The 24,335-nt window shown below is 70.5% G+C and carries 19 protein-coding genes; 13 read left to right on the top strand and 6 right to left on the bottom strand.

What is annotated here, in order from left to right:
* Window positions 1–17 precede the first annotated feature (17 nt).
* From C1C97_RS02035 to C1C97_RS02025, 3 genes are read right to left on the bottom strand one after another with little or no spacing between them, the layout of a single operon-like run.
* Window positions 18–2,630, bottom strand: coding sequence for a DEAD/DEAH box helicase (locus tag C1C97_RS02035; protein WP_110918991.1), 2,613 nt, complete (start codon window positions 2,628–2,630; stop codon window positions 18–20).
* A gap of 44 nt (window positions 2,631–2,674) precedes the next feature.
* Complete coding sequence (locus C1C97_RS02030) at window positions 2,675–3,685, bottom strand: bile acid:sodium symporter family protein (RefSeq protein WP_121029845.1); 1,011 nt, start codon at window positions 3,683–3,685, stop codon at window positions 2,675–2,677.
* Window positions 3,682–4,338, bottom strand: a complete 657-nt coding sequence (locus C1C97_RS02025; RefSeq protein WP_110918993.1) for an MBL fold metallo-hydrolase — start codon at window positions 4,336–4,338, stop codon at window positions 3,682–3,684. Before C1C97_RS02025 ends, C1C97_RS02030 begins: the two co-directional genes overlap by 4 nt.
* 199 nt (window positions 4,339–4,537) lie before the next feature.
* On the opposite strand from C1C97_RS02025, the gene C1C97_RS02020 reads away from it, so the two are divergent.
* From C1C97_RS02020 to secG, 13 genes are all read left to right on the top strand, one after another.
* Window positions 4,538–5,095, top strand: coding sequence for a MarR family winged helix-turn-helix transcriptional regulator (locus C1C97_RS02020; RefSeq protein ID WP_110918994.1), 558 nt, complete (start codon window positions 4,538–4,540; stop codon window positions 5,093–5,095).
* Window positions 5,092–6,906 (top strand): MDR family MFS transporter, encoded by a 1,815-nt coding sequence (locus C1C97_RS02015; RefSeq protein ID WP_233542662.1) that lies wholly within the window; start codon window positions 5,092–5,094, stop codon window positions 6,904–6,906. The genes C1C97_RS02020 and C1C97_RS02015 overlap by 4 nt, the downstream gene beginning before the upstream one ends.
* Window positions 6,907–7,119: 213 nt before the next feature.
* Window positions 7,120–10,125, top strand: a complete 3,006-nt coding sequence (gene uvrA / locus C1C97_RS02010) for an excinuclease ABC subunit UvrA (RefSeq protein WP_121029844.1) — start codon at window positions 7,120–7,122, stop codon at window positions 10,123–10,125.
* Window positions 10,122–10,826, top strand: coding sequence for an HAD family hydrolase (locus C1C97_RS02005; RefSeq protein WP_110918996.1), 705 nt, complete (start codon window positions 10,122–10,124; stop codon window positions 10,824–10,826). Before uvrA ends, C1C97_RS02005 begins: the two co-directional genes overlap by 4 nt.
* Window positions 10,823–11,512, top strand: coding sequence for a lysophospholipid acyltransferase family protein (locus C1C97_RS02000; protein ID WP_110918997.1), 690 nt, complete (start codon window positions 10,823–10,825; stop codon window positions 11,510–11,512). Before C1C97_RS02005 ends, C1C97_RS02000 begins: the two co-directional genes overlap by 4 nt.
* Window positions 11,505–13,571 (top strand): excinuclease ABC subunit UvrC, encoded by a 2,067-nt coding sequence (gene uvrC, locus C1C97_RS01995; RefSeq protein ID WP_121029843.1) that lies wholly within the window; start codon window positions 11,505–11,507, stop codon window positions 13,569–13,571. The genes C1C97_RS02000 and uvrC overlap by 8 nt, the downstream gene beginning before the upstream one ends.
* Window positions 13,572–13,644: 73 nt before the next feature.
* Window positions 13,645–14,562 carry an RNase adapter RapZ gene (gene rapZ, locus C1C97_RS01990; protein WP_121029842.1) on the top strand — a complete coding sequence of 306 codons (918 nt, stop codon included), beginning with the start codon at window positions 13,645–13,647 and terminating at the stop codon, window positions 14,560–14,562.
* A 27-nt stretch (window positions 14,563–14,589) separates the two neighbouring features.
* Entirely contained in the window at window positions 14,590–15,663 is a 1,074-nt protein-coding gene (locus tag C1C97_RS01985) for a gluconeogenesis factor YvcK family protein (RefSeq protein WP_110919000.1), read from the top strand.
* A gap of 52 nt (window positions 15,664–15,715) precedes the next feature.
* Window positions 15,716–16,705 (top strand): DNA-binding protein WhiA, encoded by a 990-nt coding sequence (gene whiA, locus C1C97_RS01980; RefSeq protein WP_110919001.1) that lies wholly within the window; start codon window positions 15,716–15,718, stop codon window positions 16,703–16,705.
* A gap of 240 nt (window positions 16,706–16,945) precedes the next feature.
* A complete protein-coding gene (gene gap / locus C1C97_RS01975) occupies window positions 16,946–17,953 on the top strand; it encodes a type I glyceraldehyde-3-phosphate dehydrogenase (RefSeq protein WP_110919002.1) in 1,008 nt (335 codons plus the stop codon).
* Between the two features lie 88 nt (window positions 17,954–18,041).
* Window positions 18,042–19,265, top strand: a complete 1,224-nt coding sequence (locus C1C97_RS01970) for a phosphoglycerate kinase (protein ID WP_121029841.1) — start codon at window positions 18,042–18,044, stop codon at window positions 19,263–19,265.
* Between the two features lie 113 nt (window positions 19,266–19,378).
* A complete protein-coding gene (gene tpiA, locus C1C97_RS01965; RefSeq protein ID WP_121029840.1) occupies window positions 19,379–20,194 on the top strand; it encodes a triose-phosphate isomerase in 816 nt (271 codons plus the stop codon).
* 231 nt (window positions 20,195–20,425) lie between these two features.
* A complete protein-coding gene (gene secG / locus C1C97_RS01960; protein WP_110919005.1) occupies window positions 20,426–20,680 on the top strand; it encodes a preprotein translocase subunit SecG in 255 nt (84 codons plus the stop codon).
* A 216-nt stretch (window positions 20,681–20,896) separates the two neighbouring features.
* Here secG and pgl read toward each other — a convergent pair whose 3' ends face one another.
* The 3 genes from pgl to zwf are packed head-to-tail and all read right to left on the bottom strand — an operon-like array spanning window position 20,897 to window position 24,326.
* Window positions 20,897–21,691, bottom strand: coding sequence for a 6-phosphogluconolactonase (gene pgl / locus C1C97_RS01955; RefSeq protein ID WP_121029839.1), 795 nt, complete (start codon window positions 21,689–21,691; stop codon window positions 20,897–20,899).
* Complete coding sequence (locus C1C97_RS01950) at window positions 21,688–22,779, bottom strand: glucose-6-phosphate dehydrogenase assembly protein OpcA (RefSeq protein WP_110919007.1); 1,092 nt, start codon at window positions 22,777–22,779, stop codon at window positions 21,688–21,690. Before C1C97_RS01950 ends, pgl begins: the two co-directional genes overlap by 4 nt.
* Before the next feature lie 8 nt (window positions 22,780–22,787).
* Complete coding sequence (zwf, locus tag C1C97_RS01945) at window positions 22,788–24,326, bottom strand: glucose-6-phosphate dehydrogenase (protein ID WP_199712153.1); 1,539 nt, start codon at window positions 24,324–24,326, stop codon at window positions 22,788–22,790.
* Window positions 24,327–24,335: the final 9 nt, after the last annotated feature.

Raw genomic sequence — 24,335 nt, 5'->3', positions numbered from 1 at the left:
TTGGGCGTGCGCAGCTCTCAGCGCCCGGTCTCCGCGATGTTGCCCACGTTGTCCACGATCACCGCGGGGAAACCGTCCTCGTCCGAGGCGGCGAGGTCGATCCGGGCGTTGATGCCCCAGTCGTGGTGGCCGTCGGGGTCGTCGAAGACCTGCACCACGGTCCAGAACCCGGGCAGACCCTGGGGATTTTCGGTGATCCGGATCAGGGACGGCCCGCGGGACTGGGCGTCCGTGTAGATGTCCTCGTGCTCGTCGAAGTACGCATCCATCGCATCCGCCCAGCGATCACGGTCCCAGCCGGACTTCTCGTCCAGGGCGCCCAGGACCTTGTCCTTCTCCTGGGCGAAGAGCTCCACGCGCTGGAAGAGGGCGTTGCGGACCATCACCCGGAACGCCCGGGGATTGGAGGTGACCCCCTCGGGCTGCTCGGCCACGAGCTCCTCGAGGGAGTCGGCACCCGTGCCCATGGGGGACTCCTCCCCGGACGCGAGCCTCTCCCACTCGTCCAGCAGGGAGTTGTCGGTCTGGCGGATGCTCTCGCCGAGCCACTCCACGAGGTCCGTGAGCGGTTCCGTGGTGGCGTCCACCGGAACGGTCTGGCGCAGCGCCTTGTACGCGTCGGAGAGGTAGCGCAGCAGGATGCCCTCGGAGCGGGCCAGGCCGTAGAACTGCACGTAGTCGCCGAACGTCATGGCGCGCTCGTACATGTCCCGCACGATCGACTTGGGGGACAGCTCGAACTGCGACACCCACGGGGAGGTGCCGCGGTAGGTCTCGAAGGCCTGCTCGAGCAGCTCCTTCAACGGCTGCGGGTAGGTGATCTCGTCCAGCTCACGCATCCGCTCCATGTACTCGAGCCCCTCGGCCTTCATGGCCGCCAGCGCCTCGCCCTTGACCTTCTTCTCCTGGAGGTTGAGCACCTGACGGGGCTTCTCCAGCGTGGCCTCGATGACCGAGACCACGTCCAGGGCGTAGGTCTCGGACTCGGGGTCCAGCAGTCCCAGGGCCGCGAGCGCGAAGGGGGACAGCGGCTGGTTCAGCGCGAAGTTCTCCTGCAGCTCCACCGTGAGGCGGTAGCGGCGACCGGTGTCGTCCGGCTCCGGGAGGCGCACGACCACCCCGGCGCGCAGCAGCTCCTTGAGGATCGCCAGGGCCTGGCGCAGCAGGGCCCGCTGCCGGGCACGGGGCTCGTCCACGGCCGTGAGCAGCCGGTAGCCCGCGGCAATGTTGTCCCCGGGGCGCTGCAGCATGTTCAGCACCATGGAGTGCGTGATGCCGAAGGACGAGGTGAGCTGCTCAGGCTGGGCCGCCACGAGACCGTCGAAGGTCTTGCGGCTCCAGGACACGAAGCCCTCCGGCGCCTTCTTCTTGGGCACCTGGCGCAGCTTCTTCTGGTCGTCGCCGTGCTTGGCCCGCGCCTTGGCCATGGCGCGCTCGTTCTCGATCACGTGCTCCGGGGCCTGGACCACCACGGTCCCGGCGGTGTCGTAGCCGGCACGCCCGGCACGCCCCGCGATCTGGTGGAACTCGCGGGCGCTGAGCCGGCGGGTGCGGCGACCGTCGTACTTGGACAGCGCGGTGATCAGCACCGTGCGGATGGGCACGTTGATGCCCACCCCCAGGGTGTCCGTGCCGCAGATGACCTTGAGCAGCCCGGTCTGCGCGAGCTGCTCCACGAGCCGGCGGTACTTGGGCAGCATGCCCGCGTGGTGCACGCCGATCCCGTGGCGCACGAGCCGGTTCAGCGTCCTGCCGAAGCCCGCGGAGAAGCGGAAGTCCTTGATCAGCTCCGCAACCCGCTCCTTCTCCGCCCTGCTGAGCACGTCCACGGACATCAGGTTCTGCGCCTGCTCCGCGGCCTGCAACTGGGAGAAGTGCACCACGTACACCGGTGCCTGGTGGGTGGTGAGCAGCTCCTCCAGCTCCTCGTGGATGGGACGCTCGGAGTAGTAGTAGTGCAGGGGGATGGGGCGCTCGCCGGAGGACACCAGGGTGGTGGTGCGTCCCGTGGTGTCGATGAGCCGCTGCTCGATGCGCGTGACGTCCCCCAGGGTGGCGCTCATCAGCAGGAACTGCGCCTGCGGCAGCTCGATGAGGGGTGCCTGCCACGCCCAGCCGCGCTGCGGGTCCGCGTAGAAGTGGAACTCGTCCATGACCACCAGGCCGAGGTCCGCGTCCGCGCCCTCCCGCAGGGCCACGTTCGCGAGGATCTCCGCGGTGCAGCACACGATGGGCGCGTCCGCGTTCACGGCGGAGTCCCCGGTGACCATTCCCACGTTCTCCGCGCCGAAGATCTCGCACAGGTCGAAGAACTTCTCGGACACGAGCGCCTTGATGGGGGCCGTGTAGTAGGAGCGCTGCCCGCGGGCGAGACCCGCGAAGTGGGCGGCCACCGCCACCGTGGACTTCCCGGAGCCGGTGGGGGTCGCCAGGATCACGTTGGAGCCGTTCGCCACCTCCAGCACGGCCTCGTCCTGCGCGGGGTACAGCTCCATGTCCCGGGAGGCGATCCAGCCCAGGAACCCCTCGTAGACCTCGTCCTCGCTCAGCGGGTTGGACGCGAAGTCACCCCGCAGGTAGCGGTGACCGGGGGCGGAGAGGTCTGGGGCGAGGGAGTCGAGGAGTTTCATCGTCGTCAGCCTATCGGCCGACGGGGACACTCACACGGGGCGCGTCAGTCCACGACGCCGCCGCGCGCGGCCTTGGCGTCCGCGCGGCGGCACAGCAGCGCGAACACGGCGCCCGAGAGGTTGTGCCACACGGAGAACACCGCCCCGGGGAGAGCGGCGAGCGGTGACATGTACTGGGCGGCCAGGCCGGCGGCGAGCCCCGAGTTCTGCATCCCCACCTCGATGGCGGTGGTCCGGCGCACGGACGCGGGCTGACCGGTGAGGCGCCCCACGAGCCAGCCGAGCGTCATGCCCAGGGCGTTGTGCACCGCCACGGCCACCAGGACCAGCAGACCGGCCTGCAGGAGCTTGGCCGCGGAACCGGAGACCACGATGGCCACGATCACCGCGATCGCCAGCACGGACAGCCACGGGAGCACGGGGAGCAGCCGGGTCACGAGGCGGGGCAGCAGCAGCCGCGCCACGAGACCCGCGAGCACGGGCAGCAGCACCACCACGGCAATGGACCTCGCCATCGAGGCGCCGTCCAGGGGCATGTAGGAACCGGCGAGCCACAGGGTGAGCAGGGGAGTCAGCAGGGGCGCGAGCAGGGTGGACACGGAGGTCATCGTGACCGAGACCGCGACGTCGCCGCGAGCCAGGTAGGACACCACGTTGGACGCGGTTCCGCCGGGGGCGCAGCCCACCAGGATGACGCCCGCGGCGATCTCCGGGGGCAGCCGCAGCGCCCACGTGACGAGCAGGGCGATTCCCGGCATCAGGACGTACTGGGCCAGCACCCCCACCACGATGGGCACCGGGCGCTTGGCCACGAGCGCGAAGTCCGCCGGGCGAAGGGTGAGTCCCATCCCGAACATCACGAGACCGAGCAGCGGGTTCGTCCACCCCGCGGCCTGGTGGACCGCGGGCGCGAAGAGGTACCCCCCGAGGCCGCCGGCCAGCACGAGAAGCGGGAACACCAGGACGGCCACGTAGGCGGCGCGGTCCGCCGTGGAGCGGGCGGCCGCGGCGTCGTGGTCCGGGGTGGACGGGGCGGCGGAGGAGGCGGGGCTCACCAGCCGCGCTCTTCCCACTCCCGCAGGTGGGGCCGCTCGGCGCCCAGCGTGGTGGCCGCGCCGTGCCCGGGGTGGATCACGGTGTCGTCGTCGAACCTGTCGAAGATGCGATCGGAGACGTCCTGGAACAGCTGCCGGAAGTCCTCGGGGGAGTTCGTTTTGCCCAGCCCGCCCGGGAAGAGGGAGTCCCCGGTGAAGATGTGGGCGGGACCGTCCGGATCGCGGTAGACCACGGCGATGGACCCGGGGGTGTGCCCGCGCAGCTCGATGACGTCCAGCTCCAGACCGTCGAGCTCGGCGGTGTCACCGTTCTCGAACGTGAGGTCCATGGGCACTGCGATGTCGGCCTCGTCCGCCGCGCCGCACGCGGTCATGGCCTCGGAGTGGGTGGCCACGTTCTCCAGGGCCCTCACGTGGTCCCAGTGCGAGTGGGTGGTGATGATCAGCTGCAGGTTGCCCCAGTCGGAGCAGTCGCCGGACCCCGCGGCGACCATCCCGGCGATGGCGCGGGCGTCGTCCGCGGCGTCGATCAGCACCTGGGTGCCCTCGGACTTGGAGGTGAGCAGGTAGACGTTGTTGTCCATCTCGCTCACCGAGATGCGGCGGATGGTGATGTCGGTGAGTTCCGTGACCTCGGTCTGCGTGGCGATCATGCCGCAGAGTCTAGGCGCCCGGTCCGCGCCGGGGCCAATACCACGGCATCCGGTACGAACCCCGGACGCGGCCGCCGCCGCGGTGGACACGTCCCCACCCCATACATATAGTTGCGTGAAGCAAATAACTGTTCCGCGGGGGCGACCGCCGATCCGGCCCGGTCCGCGCCGCCCCACGGAGACCGGATCGGAGGAGCACATGAGCGTGTCGCACGCGACCGCCGAGGAACTCGTCCGCAACCTGTTCGACCTGCAGCGCGTGACCCGCAAGGTGCTGAAGGCCACCGCGGCGCACCGCGAGCTCACGGTGGTGCAGACGAACGTCCTCACCCTGCTGACGTGCGTGCCGGGGCGCCGCGCCAAGGACATCGTGGCGGATTCCAACCTCGGGGCCTCCGGCATGAGCCGCCAGCTCGCGGTCCTGGAGGACCTCGGGTACGTGCAGCGCATCCCGGACCCGCAGGACGGCCGCGCCCAGCTCGTGGACATCACGCCCGCGGGCCGGCGGGCGCTGGAGTCCAACCTGCGCTCGGACGCGGAGAGCCTCGTGGACCGGCTCGCCGACCTCAGCGAGGAGGAGGCCGCGCGCACGAGCGCGGATCTCGGCAGACTCACCGAGCTGTTCTCCGCGTCCCTGGGGATGTCACCCCTCACGGCCGCGCTGCCCACCGTGGCCGGCGACCCCGCACCCACCTTCGACCCCCCGCACCCCGGTGCGCCCGGCGAGCCCGGGCGCGGAGAGGAGACCCGTCCGTGACGGCAGCTCAGGACACGACGCGCGGCGCACGCGCACCCCGCACCAAGGACCAGGAGCACCGCAACGTCCTGCGGGCGCTGACCGGCATCCTGGCGGCCTTCTTCATGGCCATGGTCACCCTGACCATCATCGGCACCGCGCTGCCCGTGATCATGGCGGACCTCGGCGGGGACCAGACGGCCCTGTCCTGGACCGTCACGGGCACCCTGCTGGCCAACGCGGTGACCACGCCCGTGTGGGGCAAACTCGCGGACCTCTTCGACAAGAAGAGGCTGCTGCTGATGGCCATCGCGATCTTCGTGGTGGGTTCCGCGGCCGCCGGGCTGGCGGGATCGATCAGCATGCTCGTGGTGGCGCGCGTGATCCAGGGTGTGGGCATGGGCGGTCTGATGGCACTGGCCCAGACGATCCTCGGAACCATCATCCCGCCGCGGGAGCGCGGCCGCTACGCCGGGTACATGGGCGCGGTGATGGCCGTGGCCACGTCCGTGGGGCCGCTGCTGGGCGGGATGATCGTGGACGCCTTCGGGTGGCGGTGGTGCTTCCTGATCCCCGTGCCGCTGTCCGTCCTCGCCGCGGTGCTGATCGTGAAGACCCTGCGGCTGCCCGAGGTCACTCGGGACCGCGCACCCAGGGTGGACGTGCTGGGCATGGCCCTGCTGGCCGTGGCCACGTCCGCGCTGCTGCTGTGGGTGTCCTTCGCGGGCAAGCTCTTCGACTGGGGCTCGTGGGAGTCCGTCCTGCTGATCGCGGTGGCGCTGGTCGTGGCGGTGGCCTTCGTGGCCGTGGAGCGCCGGGCGAGCGAGCCGACCATGCCGCTGCACGTCATCACGGAGCGCACCACGGCGCTCGCCATCGTCGCCGCGATCGCCACGGGCGCTGCGATGTTCGCCTCCACCACCTACCTGGGCCAGTACTTCCAGCTGGGCCAGGGCTACACGCCCACGGAGTCCGGTCTGCTCATGCTCCCGCAGGTGGTGGGCTCGTTCCTGGGATCCATGGTTGCCGGTCAGCTGATCTCCCGGTTCGGCCGGTGGAAGCGGATCCTGGTGATCGGCGCCGTGGTCCTGGCCGTGGGCCTGTTCCTCGCGTCCGGGCTGAACCACGCCACCCCGGCCGCGCTCGTGGGTGTCTTCATCTTCCTGGTGGGTCTGGGCGTGGGAACCCTGAACCAGAACCTCGTGCTCGCGGTGCAGAACACCGTGGGGCTCAAGTACATGGGCGCGGCGTCCTCCGCCGTGGCGTTCTTCCGCACGGTGGGCGGCGCGGTCGCCGTGTCCCTGTTCGGGGCCCTGCTCACCCGTCACCTGGCCACGGAGATGTCCCGCTTCGCCGCGGCGCACGGGATGGACCCGTCCGCCGCGCCCGCCGCCGGGGCCATCGACCTCGCCGGCCTGCCGCCGGCCGTGCTGGAAGCCGTGCGCGAGGCGTACGGCACGGGCACCGGGCTGCTGTTCCTCGTGGCCGGCATCGCCTCGCTCGTGACGCTGGGGTGCGTGCTGCTCATGAAGGAGGTGCCGCTGCGCACCACGGTGGACGTGGCCGAGGTGGACCCGGACACCGGGGAGATCACCGTGGTCACCAGGAACGTGGACCCGGTGGCGGCCGCGGGGCTGCGCATGCAGCACGCGGAGACCGGTCAGATCCCCGTGGTGAACCCGCGCGCCACGGGCCTGCGCCGGGGGCTCGGCGAGGACGCGGGCGGGCCCGCCCACGCCGCACGCGGTGCCCACGCGGCGTCGGACGCGCAGGACGACGCCGCCGGCGACCGCGCGCACGCACCGACCGGCCGCGCGCGGCACCGGGCCTGAGCGTCCGGTCCGCCCGGGTGGATCCGCTCTGCGGGGAGCGGTCACCGCACCGGTGACGCCCGACGGCGCGGTGCGCGGCGGATGCAGCGCACCCCGTTGCGCGCCGCGCCGGTGCACGTCCGGGGCCCGCCCGTCGTGTCTGCACCGGGTACTAGAGTTGCAGCCGTGTCTGAGCAAACCCGCGAAACCCCCAGCGACCGCCCGTCCACGTCCGTGCTCGCGGAGCGCGCCTCCCACGGGTCCGCCCCCCGCACCCGCGCTTCGGGTGTCTCCGACCTCACGGAGATCGTGGTGCAGGGCGCACGGGAGCACAACCTGAAGAACGTGGATCTCACCATTCCCCGTGACTCCATGGTGGTCTTCACCGGGCTGTCCGGATCCGGGAAGTCCTCGCTCGCGTTCGACACCATCTTCGCGGAGGGCCAGCGCCGCTACGTGGAGTCGTTGTCCTCCTACGCGCGCATGTTCCTGGGGCGCGTGGACAAGCCGGATGTGGACTTCATCGAGGGACTGTCCCCGGCGGTGTCCATCGACCAGAAGTCCACGTCGCGCAACCCCCGCTCCACGGTGGGCACGATCACCGAGATCTACGACTACATGCGGCTGCTGTGGGCCCGCATCGGGCGCCCGCACTGCCCCGTGTGCGGCGAACCCATCACCAGGCAGACCCCCCAGCAGATCGTGGACCAGCTGCTCGAGCTGCCCGAGCGCACCCGGTTCATGGTGCTCGCGCCCGTGGTCAAAGGGCGCAAGGGCGAGTTCCAGGACCTCTTCCAGCAGCTGAGCCAGCAGGGCTACGCGCGCGCCGTCGTGGACGGCGAGACCGTGCAGCTCGAGGACGCCCCCAAGCTCAAGAAGCAGTACAAGCACACCATCGACGTCGTGGTGGACCGCCTCACCGCCAAACCGGACGCGCGGCAGCGGCTCACGGACTCCGTGGAGACCGCCCTGAACCTCGCGGAGGGCCGGGTGGTCGTGGAGCTGGTGACCCGTGAGGGGGAGCAGTCCCCCTGGCAGGACTCCCGCCGCACGTTCTCCGAGAACCTCGCGTGCCCCAACGAGCACGAGCTGCAGACGGACGAGATCGAGCCGCGCTCCTTCTCCTTCAACGCGCCCTTCGGTGCGTGCCCCCAGTGCGACGGCATCGGCTCCCGGCTGGAGGTGGACGAGGACCTCGTGGTGCCCAACCCCGATCTCTCGCTGGTGGAGGGTGCGATCGCGCCGTGGTCCCTCGGCAAGGCCACGAGCGACTACTGGAACCGGCTGCTCGCGGGGCTGGGCAAGGAGGTCGGATTCGACATGGTCACCCCGTGGAAGGACCTGCCCGCCAAGGCGCGCAAGGCCGTCCTGGAGGGCAAGGACTACAAGGTCACCGTGGCGTACACCAACAGGTGGGGCCGCGAGCGCCGCTACACCCAGGGGTTCGAGGGCGTGTACGGCTACATCAAGCGCAAGCACGAGGAGACGGAGTCCGACCACGCCAAGGACCGCTACGAGCAGTACATGCGGCAGGTGGCGTGCCCCACGTGCGGCGGGGCCCGGCTGAACCCCACCATCCTGGGTGTCACCGTGGGCGGGAAGAACATTGCGGAGGCCACGCGGCTGCCCATGCGGGAGTCGCTCTCGTTCTTCCAGGACCTGGAGCTCGACGACCGGGACGCCCAGATCGGTGACCAGGTGCTGAAGGAGATCATCGCGCGTCTCACGTTCCTGATCGACGTGGGACTGGACTACCTCAACCTCGAGCGTGCCGCGGCCACCCTGTCCGGTGGCGAGGCCCAGCGCATCCGCCTGGCCACGCAGATCGGCGCCGGTCTGGTGGGCGTGCTCTACGTCCTGGACGAACCCTCGATCGGCCTGCACCAGCGGGACAACAGGAGGCTCATCGACACGCTGCTGCGGCTGCGGGACATGGGCAACACGCTCATCGTGGTGGAGCACGACGAGGACACCATGCGCGAGGCGGACTGGATCGTGGACGTGGGTCCGGGAGCCGGCGTGCACGGCGGGGACGTGGTGCACTCGGGGACCTACGACCAGCTGCTCGAGAACACGGAGTCCATCACCGCGGACTACCTCACCGGGCGCCGGCTGATCGAGGTGCCCACGAAGCGCCGGCCCGTCGACAAGAAGCGCAAGCTCACCGTGGTGGGGGCCAAGGAGAACAACCTGCAGAACCTCACGGTGGACTTCCCCCTGGGGGTCTTCGTGGCGGTCACGGGCGTCTCGGGCTCCGGGAAGTCCACGCTCGTGAACGACATCCTCTACACGAGCCTGGCCAACCAGCTCAACGGCGCCAAGCAGGTGCCCGGGCGGCACAAGCGCATCGACGGCCTGGAGCACCTGGACAAGGTGGTGCACGTGGACCAGAGCCCCATCGGCCGAACCCCGCGCTCCAACCCCGCCACGTACACGGGTGTGTTCGACCGGATCCGCAAGCTGTTCGCGGAGACCCAGGAGGCCAAGGTCCGCGGCTACCAGCAGGGCCGGTTCTCGTTCAACGTCAAGGGCGGGCGCTGTGAGGCGTGCTCCGGTGACGGCACCCTGAAGATCGAGATGAACTTCCTCCCGGACGTCTACGTGCCGTGCGAGGTGTGCAAGGGCGCCCGCTACAACCGGGAGACCCTGGAGGTGCACTACAAGGGCAGGAACATCGCCGAGGTGCTGGACATGCCCATCGAGGAGGCCGCGGAGTTCTTCGCGCCCTTCACGGCGATCGCCCGCTACCTCAACACGCTCGTGGAGGTGGGCCTGGGCTACGTGCGCCTGGGCCAGCCGGCCACCACGCTCTCGGGTGGTGAGGCGCAGCGCGTGAAGCTCGCGGCGGAGCTGCAGAAGCGAGCGAACGGGCGCACCATCTACGTGCTGGACGAGCCCACCACGGGACTGCACTTCGAGGACATCCGCAAGCTGCTGATGGTGCTGCAGTCCCTCGTGGACAAGGGCAACAGCGTGATGACCATCGAGCACAACCTGGACGTGGTGAAGTCCGCGGACTGGATCGTGGACCTCGGGCCCAACGGCGGCTCCGGTGGCGGCATGGTGGTCGCCCAGGGAACCCCGGAGCAGGTGGCGAAGAACACGGACAGCTTCACGGGCCAGTTCCTCAGCGAGGTGCTCGAGAACTCCGCGGCCCGGGAGTCCGCCCACCGCTCCGGCGGCAGGACCTCCACCGCGGCCGCCGGAAAGGCCGGGGCCGCCGCGGGTGCCCGGTCGTGAGCTCCCGGCAGCCCGTCGTGCTGTGGGACCTCGACGGAACCGTCCTGGACCCGGCCGGCGCCATCACGGAGGGCATCGCCGAGGCACTGTGGGCCTGCGGCTTCGAGGCACCGGAGAACCTGGACCGGTTCGTGGGCCCGCCCATCGGTGAGTCGCTGCGTCGTTTCACGGACGTCCCGGAGGAGCAGATCCGCCAGGTGGTCTCCGTCTACCGGGCGGGCTACCTCACGGAGGGACTCGAGCGCACGCGCGTCTACCCGGGTGTCCTGCCCGTCCTGCGCCGCATGCGGGACCGCGGTGTGCGCCAGGCCGTGGCCACCCAGAAGCCCGAGCACGTGGCCACGCAGGTGGTCGCGCGGTTCGGCCTCGACGAGTTCTTCGACACCGTGAGCGGTGCCGCGGACGATCTCGCGCCGCCCGCCGCGGGGCCCGGGCAGCTGCACGACAAGCCCGCCATCATCGGGGAGGCCCTGCGCCGGCTCGGGGCCCTGCCGCCGGATCCCGCGCGGACGGTCATGATCGGGGACCGCAGCTACGACGCCGAGGGCGCGGCCGCCCACGGCATCGACTGCCTGGGTGCGGCCTGGGGCTTCGCGCAGCCGGGGGAACTGGACACGGGGTGTGCCGCGGTCGCCCGCGAGCCCGGTGATTTGGCACACTTGCTGCAGCCGTACACCGAGCAGCGGGGAGCGCGGACATGATCACCCAGTACGACCTGACCAAGACCACGGTGGCGCGCGCCCTGAAGCTGCTGTGCCGCCCCGTGGTCACCGGACTGGACCGGCTGCCCGCCACGGGCCCCGTGATCATCGCGTCCAACCACCTGTCCTTCCTGGACTCCGTGATCATCTCGGCGTTCATGCCCCGGCGCGTGAAGTTCATCGCGAAGGCCGAGTACGTCAACAGCCCCGGGATCAAGGGCAGGCTCATGCGCGAGGCCTTCGAGTTCATCGACATCATTCCCGTGGCGCGCGGCCAGCAGAGCGAGTCCGTCGCGGCCCTGGACCCCGCCGTGGCGCACCTGCGGCAGGGCAACGTGTTCGGCATCTACCCGGAGGGCACCCGCTCCCGCGACGGCTACCTGTACCGGGGGCACTCCGGCGTGGCGTACCTGGCCCACCTCACGGGCGCGCCCGTGGTGCCCGTGGGCATGATCGGCACCCAGCGGCTGCAGCCGCCCGGCGCCACCATGATCCGCCCGGCCAAGTTCGAGATGCACGTGGGGGAACCCATCGTGGTGCCCGCGAGCGGATCCCGGCAGACCGGGAAGATGCGCAAGGACCTGGTGGAGCAGGTGATGACCAGCATCGCGGGGCTGTCGGGCCAGCCGCGCAAGGACGTCTACAACGTGTCACCATCGGCGCAGAGGGACCTGGGGCGTGGCTGATCCCGCGAGCTACAAGCCCGCTCGCAAGGACATCCCCACCAACCCCGGCGTCTACCGTTTCCGCGACGAGCACGGTCGGGTCATCTACGTGGGCAAGGCCAAGAATCTGCGGAACCGGCTGTCCTCGTACTTCGTGCCCCTGCACCAGCTCGCGCCCAAGACCCGCGCCATGGTCACCACGGCGGCGGCGGTGCAGTGGACCGTGGTGGGTTCCGAGTTCGAGTCCCTGCAGCTCGAGTACACGTGGATCAAGGAGTTCGCACCCCGGTTCAACATCGCGTACCGGGACGACAAGTCCTACCCGTACCTCGCGGTGACCATGTCCGAGGACGTCCCCCGCGCCATGGTCACCCGCGGGGAGAAGAAGCCCGGCAACCGGTACTTCGGGCCCTACTCCCAGGCGTGGGCCATCCGGGACACCCTGGACGCGCTGCTGCGGGTCTTCCCCGTGCGCACGTGCACCAAGGGGGTGTACCAGCGCGCCGAGCGCAGCGGCCGACCGTGCCTGCTTGGCTACATCGACAAGTGCTCCGCCCCGTGCGTGGGCAGCATCTCCCAGGAGGACCACCGCCGGCTCGCGGACGACCTGTGCCGCTTCATGGCCGGGCACGCCAAGCCGTACATCCGCGAGCTCACCCGGCAGATGGACGAGGCCGCCGAGCGCATGGACTTCGAGACCGCCGCGGCCCGGCGCGACGACGTCGGCGCCCTCGAGCGCGCCTTCGAGCGCAACACCGTGGTGCTCGCGGACACCACGGACGCGGACTTCTTCGCGATCGCCGAGGACGAGCTCGAGGCCGCCGTGCAGGTGTTCTACGTGCGCGGCGGGCGGATCCGCGGTCAGCGCGGCTGGATCACGGAGAAGGTGGAGGACGTCACCACCGCCCAGCTCATGACCAATCTGCTGCAGCAGGTCTACAGCGAGGCGCAGACGGGGCTGGCCCCGGCGACGTCGCACCGCCGGCGCAGCCCGGCCCAGGGCAGCGAGGACGTGGTGGGCCAGCACCGCCGGACCTCGGAGCTCGCCTACCGGCAGGACACGATTCCCCGCACCGTGTACGTGTCCGCCGTGCCGGACGAGGCGGACGAGATCCGCGGGTGGCTCAGTGAGCTGCGCGGTTCGCAGGTGACCGTGCAGCGCCCCCAGCGCGGCGACAAGGCCCAGCTGCTCGAGACGGTGGCGGAGAACGCCCGCCAGGCGCTGACGCTGCACAAGTCCCGCCGGGCGGGGGACCTCACCACCCGCTCCGCGTCCCTGCAGCAGCTGCAGGAGGCACTGGACCTGCCGGACGCGCTCATGCGCATCGAGTGCTACGACATCTCCCACGTGCAGGGCACCAACGTGGTGGCCTCCATGGTGGTCTTCGAGGACGGGCTGCCGCGCAAGTCCGAGTACCGCAAGTTCTCGATCACCGGGGACGCCGCACGCGACGACACGGCCTCGATGTATGACGTGATCCACCGCAGGTTCACCCGGCACGTGGAGCAGCAGCGCCGGGCGGCGGAGAAGGGCGTCAGCACGGGGGAGGTCGCCGCGGAGGCCGACGACGCCACCGCACGGGCGTTCGCCTACCCGCCCAACCTCGTGATCGTGGACGGCGGGCCGCCGCAGGTGGCCGCCGCCCAGCGCGCGCTGGACGATCTCGGCGTCACGGACGTCCACGTGGTGGGCCTGGCCAAGCGCCTCGAGGAGGTCTGGGTGCCCGACGACGAGTTCCCCGTGATCCTGCCGCGCGCCTCCGAGGGACTGTTCCTCATGCAGCGCGTCCGGGACGAGGCGCACCGCTTCGCGATCACCTTCCACCGGCAGAAGCGCTCCAAGGCCATGACCGTCTCCGCGCTCGACGACGTCCCGGGGCTCGGCCCCGCCAAGCAGAAGGCGCTGCTCAAGCACTTCGGCTCCGTCAAGAAGCTGCGCGCGGCCGCCCCCGAGGACATGCTCGCGGTCAAGGGCGTGGGCCCGGCCCTGGCCGTCAAGGTGGCGCAGGCACTGGGAGGCGCGACGGGGGCGTCGTCCGATCCCGTGATCGACACCGAGACGGGGGAGCTGCTCGACTGAATCCGGTGCATCCGGAACTGGTCTACCCTGAAGGGGAACCTTGCAGTCGGCAGATCAGGCGGTCCGTCAGTCCATGAGCACCCCACCTCCGGATCCCGCGAGCCCCGTTCTGGAACCCGTGAAGCCCCCCACCACGGAGCTGCTGATCGTGACCGGGATGTCCGGAGCGGGTCGCTCCACGGCGGCCAACGCGCTCGAGGACCTCGGCTGGTACGTGGTGGACAACCTGCCGCCGCAGATGCTGGGGACCCTGGCGGACCTGGCTTCGCGCACTCCGCAGACGCTGCCCAAGCTGGCGGTCGTGATCGACGTCCGCGGCAAGGCGCTGTTCAACGACATGAAGGAGACCCTCGCGGCACTCGAGACCTCCGGCGTGGATTTCTCCGTGCTGTACCTCGAGGCCTCGGACGAGGCTCTGGTCTCGCGCTACGAGCTGCAGCGCAGACCGCACCCGCTGCAGGCCGGGGGCCGGATCCTGGACGGCATCAAGGCCGAGCGCGAACTGCTGCGGGACCTGCGCGAGACCGCGGACTCCGTCCTGGACACCACGTCGTTCAACGTCCACGCCCTGACCAGGGCCGTGGGGGACATGTTCTCCACCAGCGGCCCCGTGGTGCTGCGCCTGACGGTCATGAGCTTCGGGTTCAAGTACGGCGTGCCCGCGGACGCCAACTTCGTGGCGGACGTGCGGTTCATCCCCAACCCGCACTGGGTCCCGGCCCTGCGACCGCGCACCGGGAAGGACCCCGAGGTGCGGGACTACGTGTTCGGCAACGACGGCGCCAGGACGTTCGTGGACCGCTTCGTGGCCATGCTCGAACCCGTCTTCGCCGGGTACCGCAACGAGAGCAAGCACTACGCGACCATCGCCATCGGCTGCACGGGAGGCAAGCACCGATCAGTGGCGCTCACCGAGGAAGTGGCCCGCAGACTGAGCAAGTCCCCTCGCGTGACCGTCAACCTTCAGCACCGGGACCTGGGCCGAGAGTAGTCCCGACCCCCAGACAGTACGGAACCCATGAACTCATTTCCCACCACGGGTGCGTTGCCACGGCTGCCCCTGAGCAGCCGACGCGACGTGGACCCCTATCACTCGCTGGACCCCTCCGCCCGGGATGCCCTGACGGACGCCGACTCGGTGGTGGCCCTGGGCGGCGGGCACGGACTGTCCGCGAGCCTGTCCGCCCTGCGGCTGCTGGCCCCGGCACTGACCGCCGTGGTCACGGTCGCGGACGACGGCGGTTCGTCCGGCAGGCTGCGTGACGACCTCGGCGTGCTGCCCCCCGGGGACCTGCGCATGGCGCTGGCCGCGCTGTGCGACGACTCCCAGTGGGGCCGGACGTGGAGCGACGTCATGCAGCACCGCTTCAGCGTCAAGCACCACCCCGACGAGGGCCTGGACAACCACGCACTGGGCAACCTGCTCATCGTGACCCTGTGGCAGCTGCTGGGTGATCCCGTGGAGGGGCTGCGGTGGGCCGGGGCGCTGCTCGGCGCCAGGGGACAGGTGCTGCCCATGAGCTGCGTGCCGCTCGTGATCGAGGGTGACGTCTCGCCCGGCAGCGACCCCACGGTGGCCTGCCCCCCGGAGTCCATCACGCGCACCGTCACGGGGCAGTCGCGGCTGGCCAAGGAGGCGGACGTGTGCAACGTCCGGCTGTCCCCGGAGCACGCCCCCGCGTGCCCCGAGGCCGTCACCGCCATCGAGGAGGCCGCCTGGGTGGTGCTGGGACCGGGGTCCTGGCACACCTCGGTGCTTCCGCACCTGCTGCTGCCGCAGCTGCGGGACGCGATCTGCGCCTCGCCCGCCCGCAAGCTCGTGACCCTCAACCTGTCACGGGACTCCGAGACCCTCAGCATGGGCTCGGGGGACCAGCTGCGCGTGCTGCAGCGTTACGCCCCGGACCTGCGGCTGGACGTGGTGCTCGCGGACCCGTCCGCCGCGGAGTCGCCCAAGGACGTCGAAGCCGCGGCCGCCCAGCTCGGAGCGGTGGTGCACTGGGACTCGTTGCGGGACAGGGACGGCGGTTCCGTGCACAACCCCTTCAAGCTGGCTGCGGCCTACCAGCAGATCATGAACGCGGAGCGCTGAGCGGGTCCGTCCCCGCAGCCCCCACATCGACCCGGCAAGGAGAGCAACGGCTATGGCACTGACCGCTTCGGTCAAGGAGGAACTCGCACACCTGCAGGTGCGCAAGTCCGCGGTGCGGGCGGCGGAGCTGTCCGCCCTGCTGCGCTTCGCGGGCGGACTGCACATCGTGGGCGGCCGGATCGTCGTGGAGGCCGAGCTGGACACCGAGTCCGTGGCCCGGCGGGCGGCCCGCACGGTGGGCGAGGTCTTCGGCCACGAGTGCGAGCTCGGGGTGATCAGCGGGGGCGGTCTGCGCCGGGACCGCACCTGGGTGGTGCGCGTCGCGCGGGACGGTGAGGCACTGGCCCGACGCACCGGGCTGCTCGACGCCCACGGCCGGCCCGTCCGCGGCCTGCCCCCCGCCGTGGTCAACGGCAGCGTGGAGGAGTCCGCGGCGGTCATCCGCGGTGCCTTCCTCGCCCACGGGTCGCTCACGGAACCGGGCCGCGCCGCCGCCATGGAGTTCACGTGCCCCGGTCCTGAGGCGGCGCTCGCGCTCGTGGGCTCCGCGCGCCGGCTGGACGTGCTCGCCAAGGCCCGCCAGGTGCGGGGAGTGGATCGCGTGGTGGTCCGTGACGGCGACACGATCGCCGCGCTGCTCACGCGCCTGGGCGCCCACCGCGCCCTGCTGCAGTGGGAGGACCGCCGGATGCGCAAGGAGGTGCGCGCCACGGCCAACCGGCTCGCCAACTTCGACGACGCCAACCTCCGGCGCTCCGCGCAGGCCGCCGTCACGGCGGGCGCGAAGGTGGAGCGGGCCCTGGACATCCTGGGCGACGACGCCCCCGAGCACCTACGTGCCGCGGGCCGGCTGCGCGTGGCCAACAAGCAGGCGAGCCTCGACGAGCTCGGACGGCTGTCCGACCCGCCCCTCACGAAGGACGCGATCGCCGGGCGGATCCGCCGACTGCTCGCCATGGCCGACCGGCGGGCGGAGGAGACGGGTGTGGCCACCACCACGGAGTTCGCGACCCGCGCGGGCGCCGGCAGGGGGCGCGAATGATACCGCACGCGTGTGACCCCGGGGTGAATGTGGGTTCATGTGGGGTTTGCGGATGAGGCGCCCGTCTCGTCCGCACCCACTGTCATCACCGCCCGGATCCCGCTAAACTGGACTCGGAAGACCTGGTGGACGGCCGCCGTCGTCGGGCCCTGCGGCGTGTGGGATTCGTGCCGATTGGTTTCGATCCCACATTCGACCGGCCGGGCGTCCACCGCACCACGACATGCAGAGGAGAATGCAGTGACAGTCAAGGTTGCCATCAACGGTTTCGGACGTATCGGCCGGTGCTTCGCACGCGCGCTGTACACCCACCACGGCCACGACATCGAGCTGGTGGCCGTCAACGACCTCACCGCGCCGGAGACCCTGAAGCACCTGTTCGAGTTCGACTCGGTCATGGGCCGGCTGAAGTCCGAGGTCTCCCTGGACGGCGACGTCATGACCGTGGACGGCCATCAGGTGAAGTTCCTGGCCGAGCCCGACCCCTCCAAGCTGCCCTGGGGTGAGCTCGGGGTGGACATCGTGGTGGAGTCCACCGGCCGCTTCACCAAGGGCCCGCAGATGCAGGCCCACCTGGACGCCGGCGCCAAGAAGGTCGTGCTCTCCGCCCCGGGCAAGGAGGTGGACGGCACCTTCGTGTACGGCGTGAACCACGAGTCCTACGATCCCGCCACCATGAACCTTGTCTCCGCTGCGTCCTGCACCACCAACTGCCTGGCACCGCTGGCCAAGGTGATCAACGACGAGTTCGGCGTGGAGCGCGGTCTGATGACCACCATCCACGCCTACACGGGTGACCAGCGCTTGCACGATGCCCCGCACAAGGACCTGCGCCGCGCCCGCGCCGCCGCACTGAGCATGATCCCCACGACCACCGGTGCCGCCGCCGCCGTGGGCCTGGTGCTGCCCGAGCTCAAGGGCAAGCTGGACGGCTTCGCCGTGCGCGTTCCCGTCCCCACGGGCTCGCTCGTGGACCTCACCGTGGACGTGCGCGAGGACGTCACGGTCGAGTCCGTCAACGCCGCCGTGAAGAAGGCTGCCGAGGGCCCCTTCAAGGGCATCATCGAGTACTCCGAGGAGGCGCTGGTCTCCAAGGACATCGAGGGCTACGACGTCTCCACCGTGTTCGACGCTCCGCTGACCAAGGTGATCGACAACCAGGTCAAGGTCGTCGCGTGGTACGACAACGAGTGGGGCTACACCATCCGACTCGTGGACTTCGTCTCCTACGTTGCGGATAAGCTCTGAGTCAGACCGCTCAGTGGCGCCGGTGCCCCAGGGTGCCGGCGCCATTGTCATCGGCACGTGTTTTCACCACAGGGAAGGGATGACGGATATGGCCAAGTCACTGGACGATCTCATTGCCGAGGGGGTCACCGGGCGCCGGGTGCTCGTGCGCTCTGACCTCAACGTGCCGCTGGACGGCTCCACCGTGACCGACGACGGTCGCGTGCGCGCGTCGCTGCCGGTGCTCGAGAAGCTGGCCCACGCCGGAGCGCGGGTCATCGTGATGGCGCACCTCGGGCGCCCTAAGGGCACCGTGGACCCCAAGTACTCGATCGGCCCCGCCGCGGACCGGCTGGCCGAGCTCTCGAAGGCACCGGTCGTCGTCGCCACCGACGTGGTGGGGCAGGACGCGCGCTCCAAGGCCGAGGCCCTGCAGGACGGTCAGATCCTGGTGCTCGAGAACGTGCGCTACGACGCTCGGGAGACCTCCAAGGACGACGCCGAGCGCGCGGAGTTCGCGCGCGAGCTCGCCGCCCTCACGGGTGAGAACGGCGCCTACGTGGACGACGCCTTCGGTGCCGTCCACCGCAAGCACGCCTCGGTGTACGACATCGCGCACGTGCTGCCCGGCTACCTGGGGGACCTCGTCAAGACCGAGGTGGACGTGCTCACCAAGGTGATATCGGATCCGGAGCGACCGTTCGTGGTGGTCATGGGCGGGTCCAAGGTCTCGGACAAGCTCGCCGTCATCGACAACCTGATCGGCAAGGCGGACTCGCTGCTGATCGGCGGCGGCATGGTGTTCACCTTCCTCGCCGCCCAGGGCCACGCCGTGGGATCCTCGCTGCTCGAGCAGGACCAGGTCGAGACCGTCAAGGGCTACCTGGACCGTGCGCAGAGCGCCGGCACGGAGATCGTGCTGCCCGTGGACGTGGTCTACGCGTCCCGCTTCGCGGCGGACGCGGAGCACGAGGTGCGCCCCATCGAGGACATCGAGGGCGGAGAGATCGGTGACTCCGGGCTGGGCCTGGACATCGGACCCGAGTCCGCGAAGCTCTTCGCCCAGAAGATCTCGGGCGCGAAGACCGTGTTCTGGAACGGGCCCGTGGGTGTGTTCGAGATGGCCGCGTTCGCCGGCGGCACCAGGGCCGTGGCCGAGGCGCTGGCGAACTCCGACGCCATGAGCGTGATCGGCGGCGGTGACTCCGCGTCCGCGGTGCGCAACCTGGGGTACCGGGACGAGCAGTTCGGCCACATCTCCACGGGTGGCGGAGCCTCCCTGGAGTTCATCGAGGGCAAGGAGCTGCCCGGCGTCGTGTCGCTGGGCGCCTGACCCGCTGACCCCGTATCCGTGGGCGGGAGCCCGCACCGAGGGCTCCCGCCCACGAACCCGTCACCTCACGACCAGCCCACCGCGTTGCCCAGCGCGGACGAAGGAGAAGCAGCATGACCACGCAGACCAACGGTGTCTTCGACCGCACGCCCCTGATCGCGGGCAACTGGAAGATGAACATGGACCACACGCAGGGCATCGCCCTGCTGCAGAAGCTGGCGTGGACGCTCAAGGACGCCAAGCACGACTTCTCCCGCGTGGAGGTCGCGGTGTTCCCGCCGTTCACGGACCTGCGCTCGGTCCAGTCCCTCGTGGACGGGGACGGGCTCCAGATCCGCTACGGGGCGCAGGACCTCTCGGACCAGGACTCGGGGGCGTACACCGGGGACGTCTCCGGGCAGTTCCTCGCCAAGCTCGGCTGCACCTACGCACTGGTGGGCCACTCCGAGCGCCGCAGCATTCACGAGGAGACGGACGAGACGTGCCGTGACAAGGTCCGCGCGGCCATCCGCCACGACCTCACTCCCGTGCTGTGCGTGGGGGAGGGCCTCGAGGAGAGGCAGTCCGGCAACCACGTCTCCTACACGCTCGAGCAGCTGCGGGGAAGCCTCGCCGAGCTCTCGGAGGGCGAGCTCGCGGGTCTCGTGGTGGCCTACGAACCGGTGTGGGCCATCGGCACCGGTGAGGTGGCGGGCCCGGAGGACGCGCAGGAGATGTGCCACGCCATCCGTGAAGAACTGACGTCGCTTTACGGCAAGGAGTTCTCCGGTGCCACGCGCATCCTCTACGGCGGCTCCGTGAAGTCCTCGAACGTCGCGTCCATCCTCTCCGGCGCGGACGTGGACGGTGCCCTGGTGGGCGGCGCGAGCCTGGACGCGGAGGAGTTCGCCAAGATCGCGCGCTTCGAGCAGCACCTGGTCACCGACTGACCCGCTCCGCCGCCCACCCCCGGCCGGCACCGCGGCAGCTGGGGCGATGGGTGGCGGTGGCCGACTGCGGCGGGTTCCCGGCCCGCGCGGTGCACCGCCGTGCGGGTCCACCCCGGCGGCGCCTGTACACTGGCGCCAGACCTCTGATCCCGCCGGCCGCTGCACACGCCGTCCGGGTCCCTCCCACGGCTGCGGTCCAGCAGCCACGCAATTCCCGAAGTGAGGCAACACGTGGAGATCCTCCAGATCGCCCTGCAGGTCGTCATCGTGGCGACCAGCATCCTGTGCATCATGTTCGTCCTGCTCAACAAGGGCAAGGGCGGCGGCCTGTCCGACATGTTCGGCGGCGGCATGACGCAGTCGCTCAACACGTCCGGTGCGGCCCAGAAGAACGTGGTGCGCATCACCACCGTTCTCGCGATCGTGTGGGCGCTGGCCATCCTGTCCTACGGGCTGCTCATGCGGTTCAACCCGCCGGTGGCCTGATCTCCGCGGGGAGCGCCACCACCCCGTGACGCCACGAGGAAGACCCGGACCGCCACGGTCCGGGTCTTCCTCGTTCCCCACGTCTTTCGTCGGCAGTGACCGGCGTCCCGGCGGGCCGGGGGCCCGGGCGCGGTGCCGTGCAGACCGTCCCCGGGACCCCCGTGAGCCTTTCGCGTCCGTCAGGCTGCTGCGGCCCCGTGGCGCCGGAGGGCCCGGTCAGCCCCGGTGCCGGTCCGGGTCCTCCGGCACCCCGGGCAGGGCGTCCTCGGTGACCAGCCAGAGGGTTTCCCGGGTACCGCGCGCGGCGCTGCCGGGTGCCTCGACGGGTGTCACCGCGGGCCTGCGGATGGCGGCCAGTGCCTCCGCCTTGGCGGCGCCTGACACGAGCAGCCACACGCGGTCGGCGGAGTTGACGGCCTCCAGCGACATGGTCACGCGTGCGGGGGGCGGTTTCGGGGAGTCCGTGACGGCGAAGACGGATGCGTCCGTGCGCAGCACGTCCTGCCGGCCGGGGAACAGGGACGCCACGTGGGTGTCCGGGCCCAGACTCAGCAGGGCGACGTCGAAGCGGGGCAGTCCCGTGACCGAGCCCTCCTGCTCGGCGGCGGCCGCGAGTTCCTCCCGGTAGTCCTCGGCCGCGGCGTCCACCGTGTCGATCTCGTCGGAGCCGGCCACGGGGTGCACCCGGTCCCAGGTCAGCTCCAGCGTGTCGTCCCAGACGTCCGCGGCCTGGACCCCGTTGCGCTCGGGATCCGCGCCGGGCAGGAAGCGCTCGTCCGACCACCACACGTTCACACGGGACCAGTCGACCACGGGGGCGTCCCCGTGGTTCGCGAGCTCCTCGACCACCCGCGTGCCCATGCTGCCCCCGGTCAGCAGCAGCGTGGCCTCGCCGCGCTCGTCCTGGGCGCTCTCGAGGACCTCCAGGACGCGGCGGGCTGTGTCCCGTGCCAGGCTGTCCGCGCCGTCGTGGGGGACCAGACGGGGCTGGGGGCGCGTCTCGGCACTCACGATCGGGACTCCCCGGCCGACGCCGCATCCGCAGCGGCACCGCGGGCCTCACCCTCGGGGGCTCCGGGCCCGGGGACGTCCTCGGTCTCCTCAACCCCGGTGCTGGACTCCCCGGTGTCGTCGGCCTGGGCCATGGCCTCCGGGAGGGGATCGGTGTCCTCCGGATCGTCCGCGGAGCGGGTGGAGATCTTCGCGGTGTCCAGGCCGGACGTGATGACCTCCCCGTACACCTCGTCCGCGTCCAGGCGCCGCAGCTCCTCCGCGAGACATGCCTTGAGGTCCCGCACGGGCATCGCGATCTGCTGGTCGGGCTGGCCGGGCTGCGTGAGCACCGCCACGGTGCGACCCGGCCGGTTGAGTTCCACGGGTCCGTCCGTCGTGACCAGGCAGACACGGTCGAGGGCGCGGCGCGAGGGGTCGCTCACGATGGTGGCCGGTGCGCCCAGCTTGCTGGAGAGCCACACGCCCAGCAGCACCATGGACGGCGCCACGGCGGAGCCCTCGAGCACGATCTCGCGGACCGTCACGGGACCCACCTGGTCGAGGACGGCGGCCAGCTGGACCCGCCAGTTGGTCACCCGCGTCCACGCGAGGTCCGTGTCCCCGGGGGTGTACTGCCGGGACAGCTGCGCCAGGGAGTCGAACGGTTCGTCCGCGCGGGAGGAGTCCGTGATCCTGCGGTGCGCGATCCGCCCGATCGAACTGGTGCTGGGACTGTCCGGGAAGTCGTGCGGCCACCAGGCCACGATGGGTGCGTCCGGCAGCAGCAGGGCCGAGACGAGGGTCTCGGTGGGCTCGGCGAGCTCCCCGTAGCCGTGCATCAGGATGACCTCCGAGGCTCCTGCATCCCCACCCATCCGCAGCTGGGCGTCCAGTCGGGTCTCGTCACCGCGGGAGTGCGCCACGTGCACGATGATCCGGCACGGGTGCTCGTGACTGGCGTAGTTGGCGGCCTCGATGGCCATCTCCGAGTGGCCCGCCTGCGCCAGGATCACGAGCGTGAGCACGCGCCCCAGGGTCACCACGCCGTTCTCGTCCCGCAGCTCGTTGAGCTTCTTCTCGATCTTCGCCGCGGTGGTGTTCTCCATGTCGACTATCACGGTCGCCTCCAGACACGTCCGTCACGGGCCATCAGCTCGTGGGCCGAGGCGGGTCCCCAGGAACCCGGCTCGTAGGGTTCGGGCTCCACCCGCTGCTCGCTCCAGTACTTCTCGAACGGGTCCAGGATCTTCCAGGACAGCTCCACCTCTGAGTGGTCGGGGAACAGCGGCGGCTCGCCCAGCAGGACGTCGAAGATCAGGCGCTCGTAGGCCTCCGGGCTGGACTCGGTGAACGCGTGGCCGTAGCCGAAGTCCATGGTGACGTCCCGGATCTCGGACTGCGTGCCCGGGACCTTGGAGCCGAAGCGGATGGTCACGCCCTCGTCCGGCTGGATCCGGATCACGATGGCGTTCTGTCCGAACTCCTCGTGGTCCGTCTCCCGGAACAGCAGGTTGGGGGACTTCTTGAAGGCCACGGCGATCTCCGTGACCCGGCGCCCCAGCCGCTTGCCCGCACGCAGGTAGAAGGGCACCCCGGCCCAGCGGCGGTTGGTGATGTCCACCCGCAGGGCCGCAAAGGTCTCGGTGCGGGAGTCCGCGGGGATGTCGCTCTCCTCGTGGAAGCCCTTCACGAACTCGCCGCCCTGGAGCCCGGAGGTGTACTGGCCCAGCGCGGAGTGCTCGCCGAGGTGCTCCGGCAGCGTCACCGACTCCAGCACCTTGGCCTTCTCCCGGCGCAGGTTCTGCTCGGAGAACGAGGTCGGCTCCTCCATGGCGGTGAGCGCCAGCAGCTGCAGCAGGTGGTTCTGGATCACGTCCCGTGCCGCGCCCACGCCGTCGTAGTAGCCGGCGCGGGAGCCGATCCCGATCTCCTCCGCCATGGTGATCTGCACGTGGTCCACGTAGCGGGCGTCCCACAGCGGCTCGAACATCTGGTTCGCGAAGCGCAGCGCCAGGATGTTCTGCACCGTCTCCTTGCCCAGGTAGTGGTCGATGCGGAACACGCTGTCCGCGCGGAACACGCGCTCGACGATCGCGTTGAGCTCCCGCGCGGACTCCAGGTCGTGGCCGAACGGCTTCTCGATGACCACGCGCCGCCAGCCCTTGCTGTTCTCGCTGTCGGCGAGGTCGTGGTCCGCGAGCCGGTGGCACACCGTCTCGAAGGCCTTGGGCGGGATGGAGAGGTAGAACGCGTGGTTGCCGCGCGTGCCCCTGTCCCGGTCCAGCTCGTCCAGGGTCTGCGCGAGCCGCTCGTAGGCGTCGTCGTCGTCGAACTCGCCGTGCACGAACCGCAGGCCCGAGGCGAACTGGTTCCACAGGTCCTCGTTGTACGGCGTGCGGGCGTGCTCGGTGACGTGCTCCTTCACGTACTCCGCGAATTGGGCGTCGTCCCAGTCCCGCCGGCCGAAGCCGACCAGCGAGAACGCGGGCGGCAGCAGGCTGCGGTTGGCGAGGTCGTACATGGCGGGCAGCAGCTTCTTCTTGGCAAGATCGCCGGTCACGCCGAACAGCACGAGGGCCGACGGCGCCGCCACGCGGGTGAGCCGGCGGTCACGCGGATCCCGCAGGGGGTTGGAATTGGTGGTGTCGGGCACGGGGTTTCC

This window comes from Kocuria tytonis (assembly GCF_003226895.2).
In the GTDB taxonomy this organism is placed as follows: Bacteria; Actinomycetota; Actinomycetes; order Actinomycetales; family Micrococcaceae; genus Kocuria; species Kocuria tytonis.
This window is presented reverse-complemented; position numbering and strand designations above follow the sequence as displayed.

Bases quoted from the DNA above. Each gene is read 5' to 3' on its own strand.
- C1C97_RS02035 (WP_110918991.1), bottom strand. From the start codon at position 2,630: ATGAAACTCCTCGACTCCCTCGCCCCAGACCTCTCCGCCCCCGGTCAC.
- C1C97_RS02025 (WP_110918993.1), bottom strand. From the start codon at position 4,338: ATGATCGCCACGCAGACCGAGGTCACGGAACTCACCGACATCACCATC.
- C1C97_RS02020 (WP_110918994.1), top strand. From the start codon at position 4,538: ATGAGCGTGTCGCACGCGACCGCCGAGGAACTCGTCCGCAACCTGTTC.
- C1C97_RS02000 (WP_110918997.1), top strand. From the start codon at position 10,823: ATGATCACCCAGTACGACCTGACCAAGACCACGGTGGCGCGCGCCCTG.
- rapZ (WP_121029842.1), top strand. From the start codon at position 13,645: ATGAGCACCCCACCTCCGGATCCCGCGAGCCCCGTTCTGGAACCCGTG.
- C1C97_RS01985 (WP_110919000.1), top strand. From the start codon at position 14,590: ATGAACTCATTTCCCACCACGGGTGCGTTGCCACGGCTGCCCCTGAGC.
- whiA (WP_110919001.1), top strand. From the start codon at position 15,716: ATGGCACTGACCGCTTCGGTCAAGGAGGAACTCGCACACCTGCAGGTG.
- C1C97_RS01970 (WP_121029841.1), top strand. From the start codon at position 18,042: ATGGCCAAGTCACTGGACGATCTCATTGCCGAGGGGGTCACCGGGCGC.
- tpiA (WP_121029840.1), top strand. From the start codon at position 19,379: ATGACCACGCAGACCAACGGTGTCTTCGACCGCACGCCCCTGATCGCG.
- C1C97_RS01950 (WP_110919007.1), bottom strand. From the start codon at position 22,779: ATGGAGAACACCACCGCGGCGAAGATCGAGAAGAAGCTCAACGAGCTG.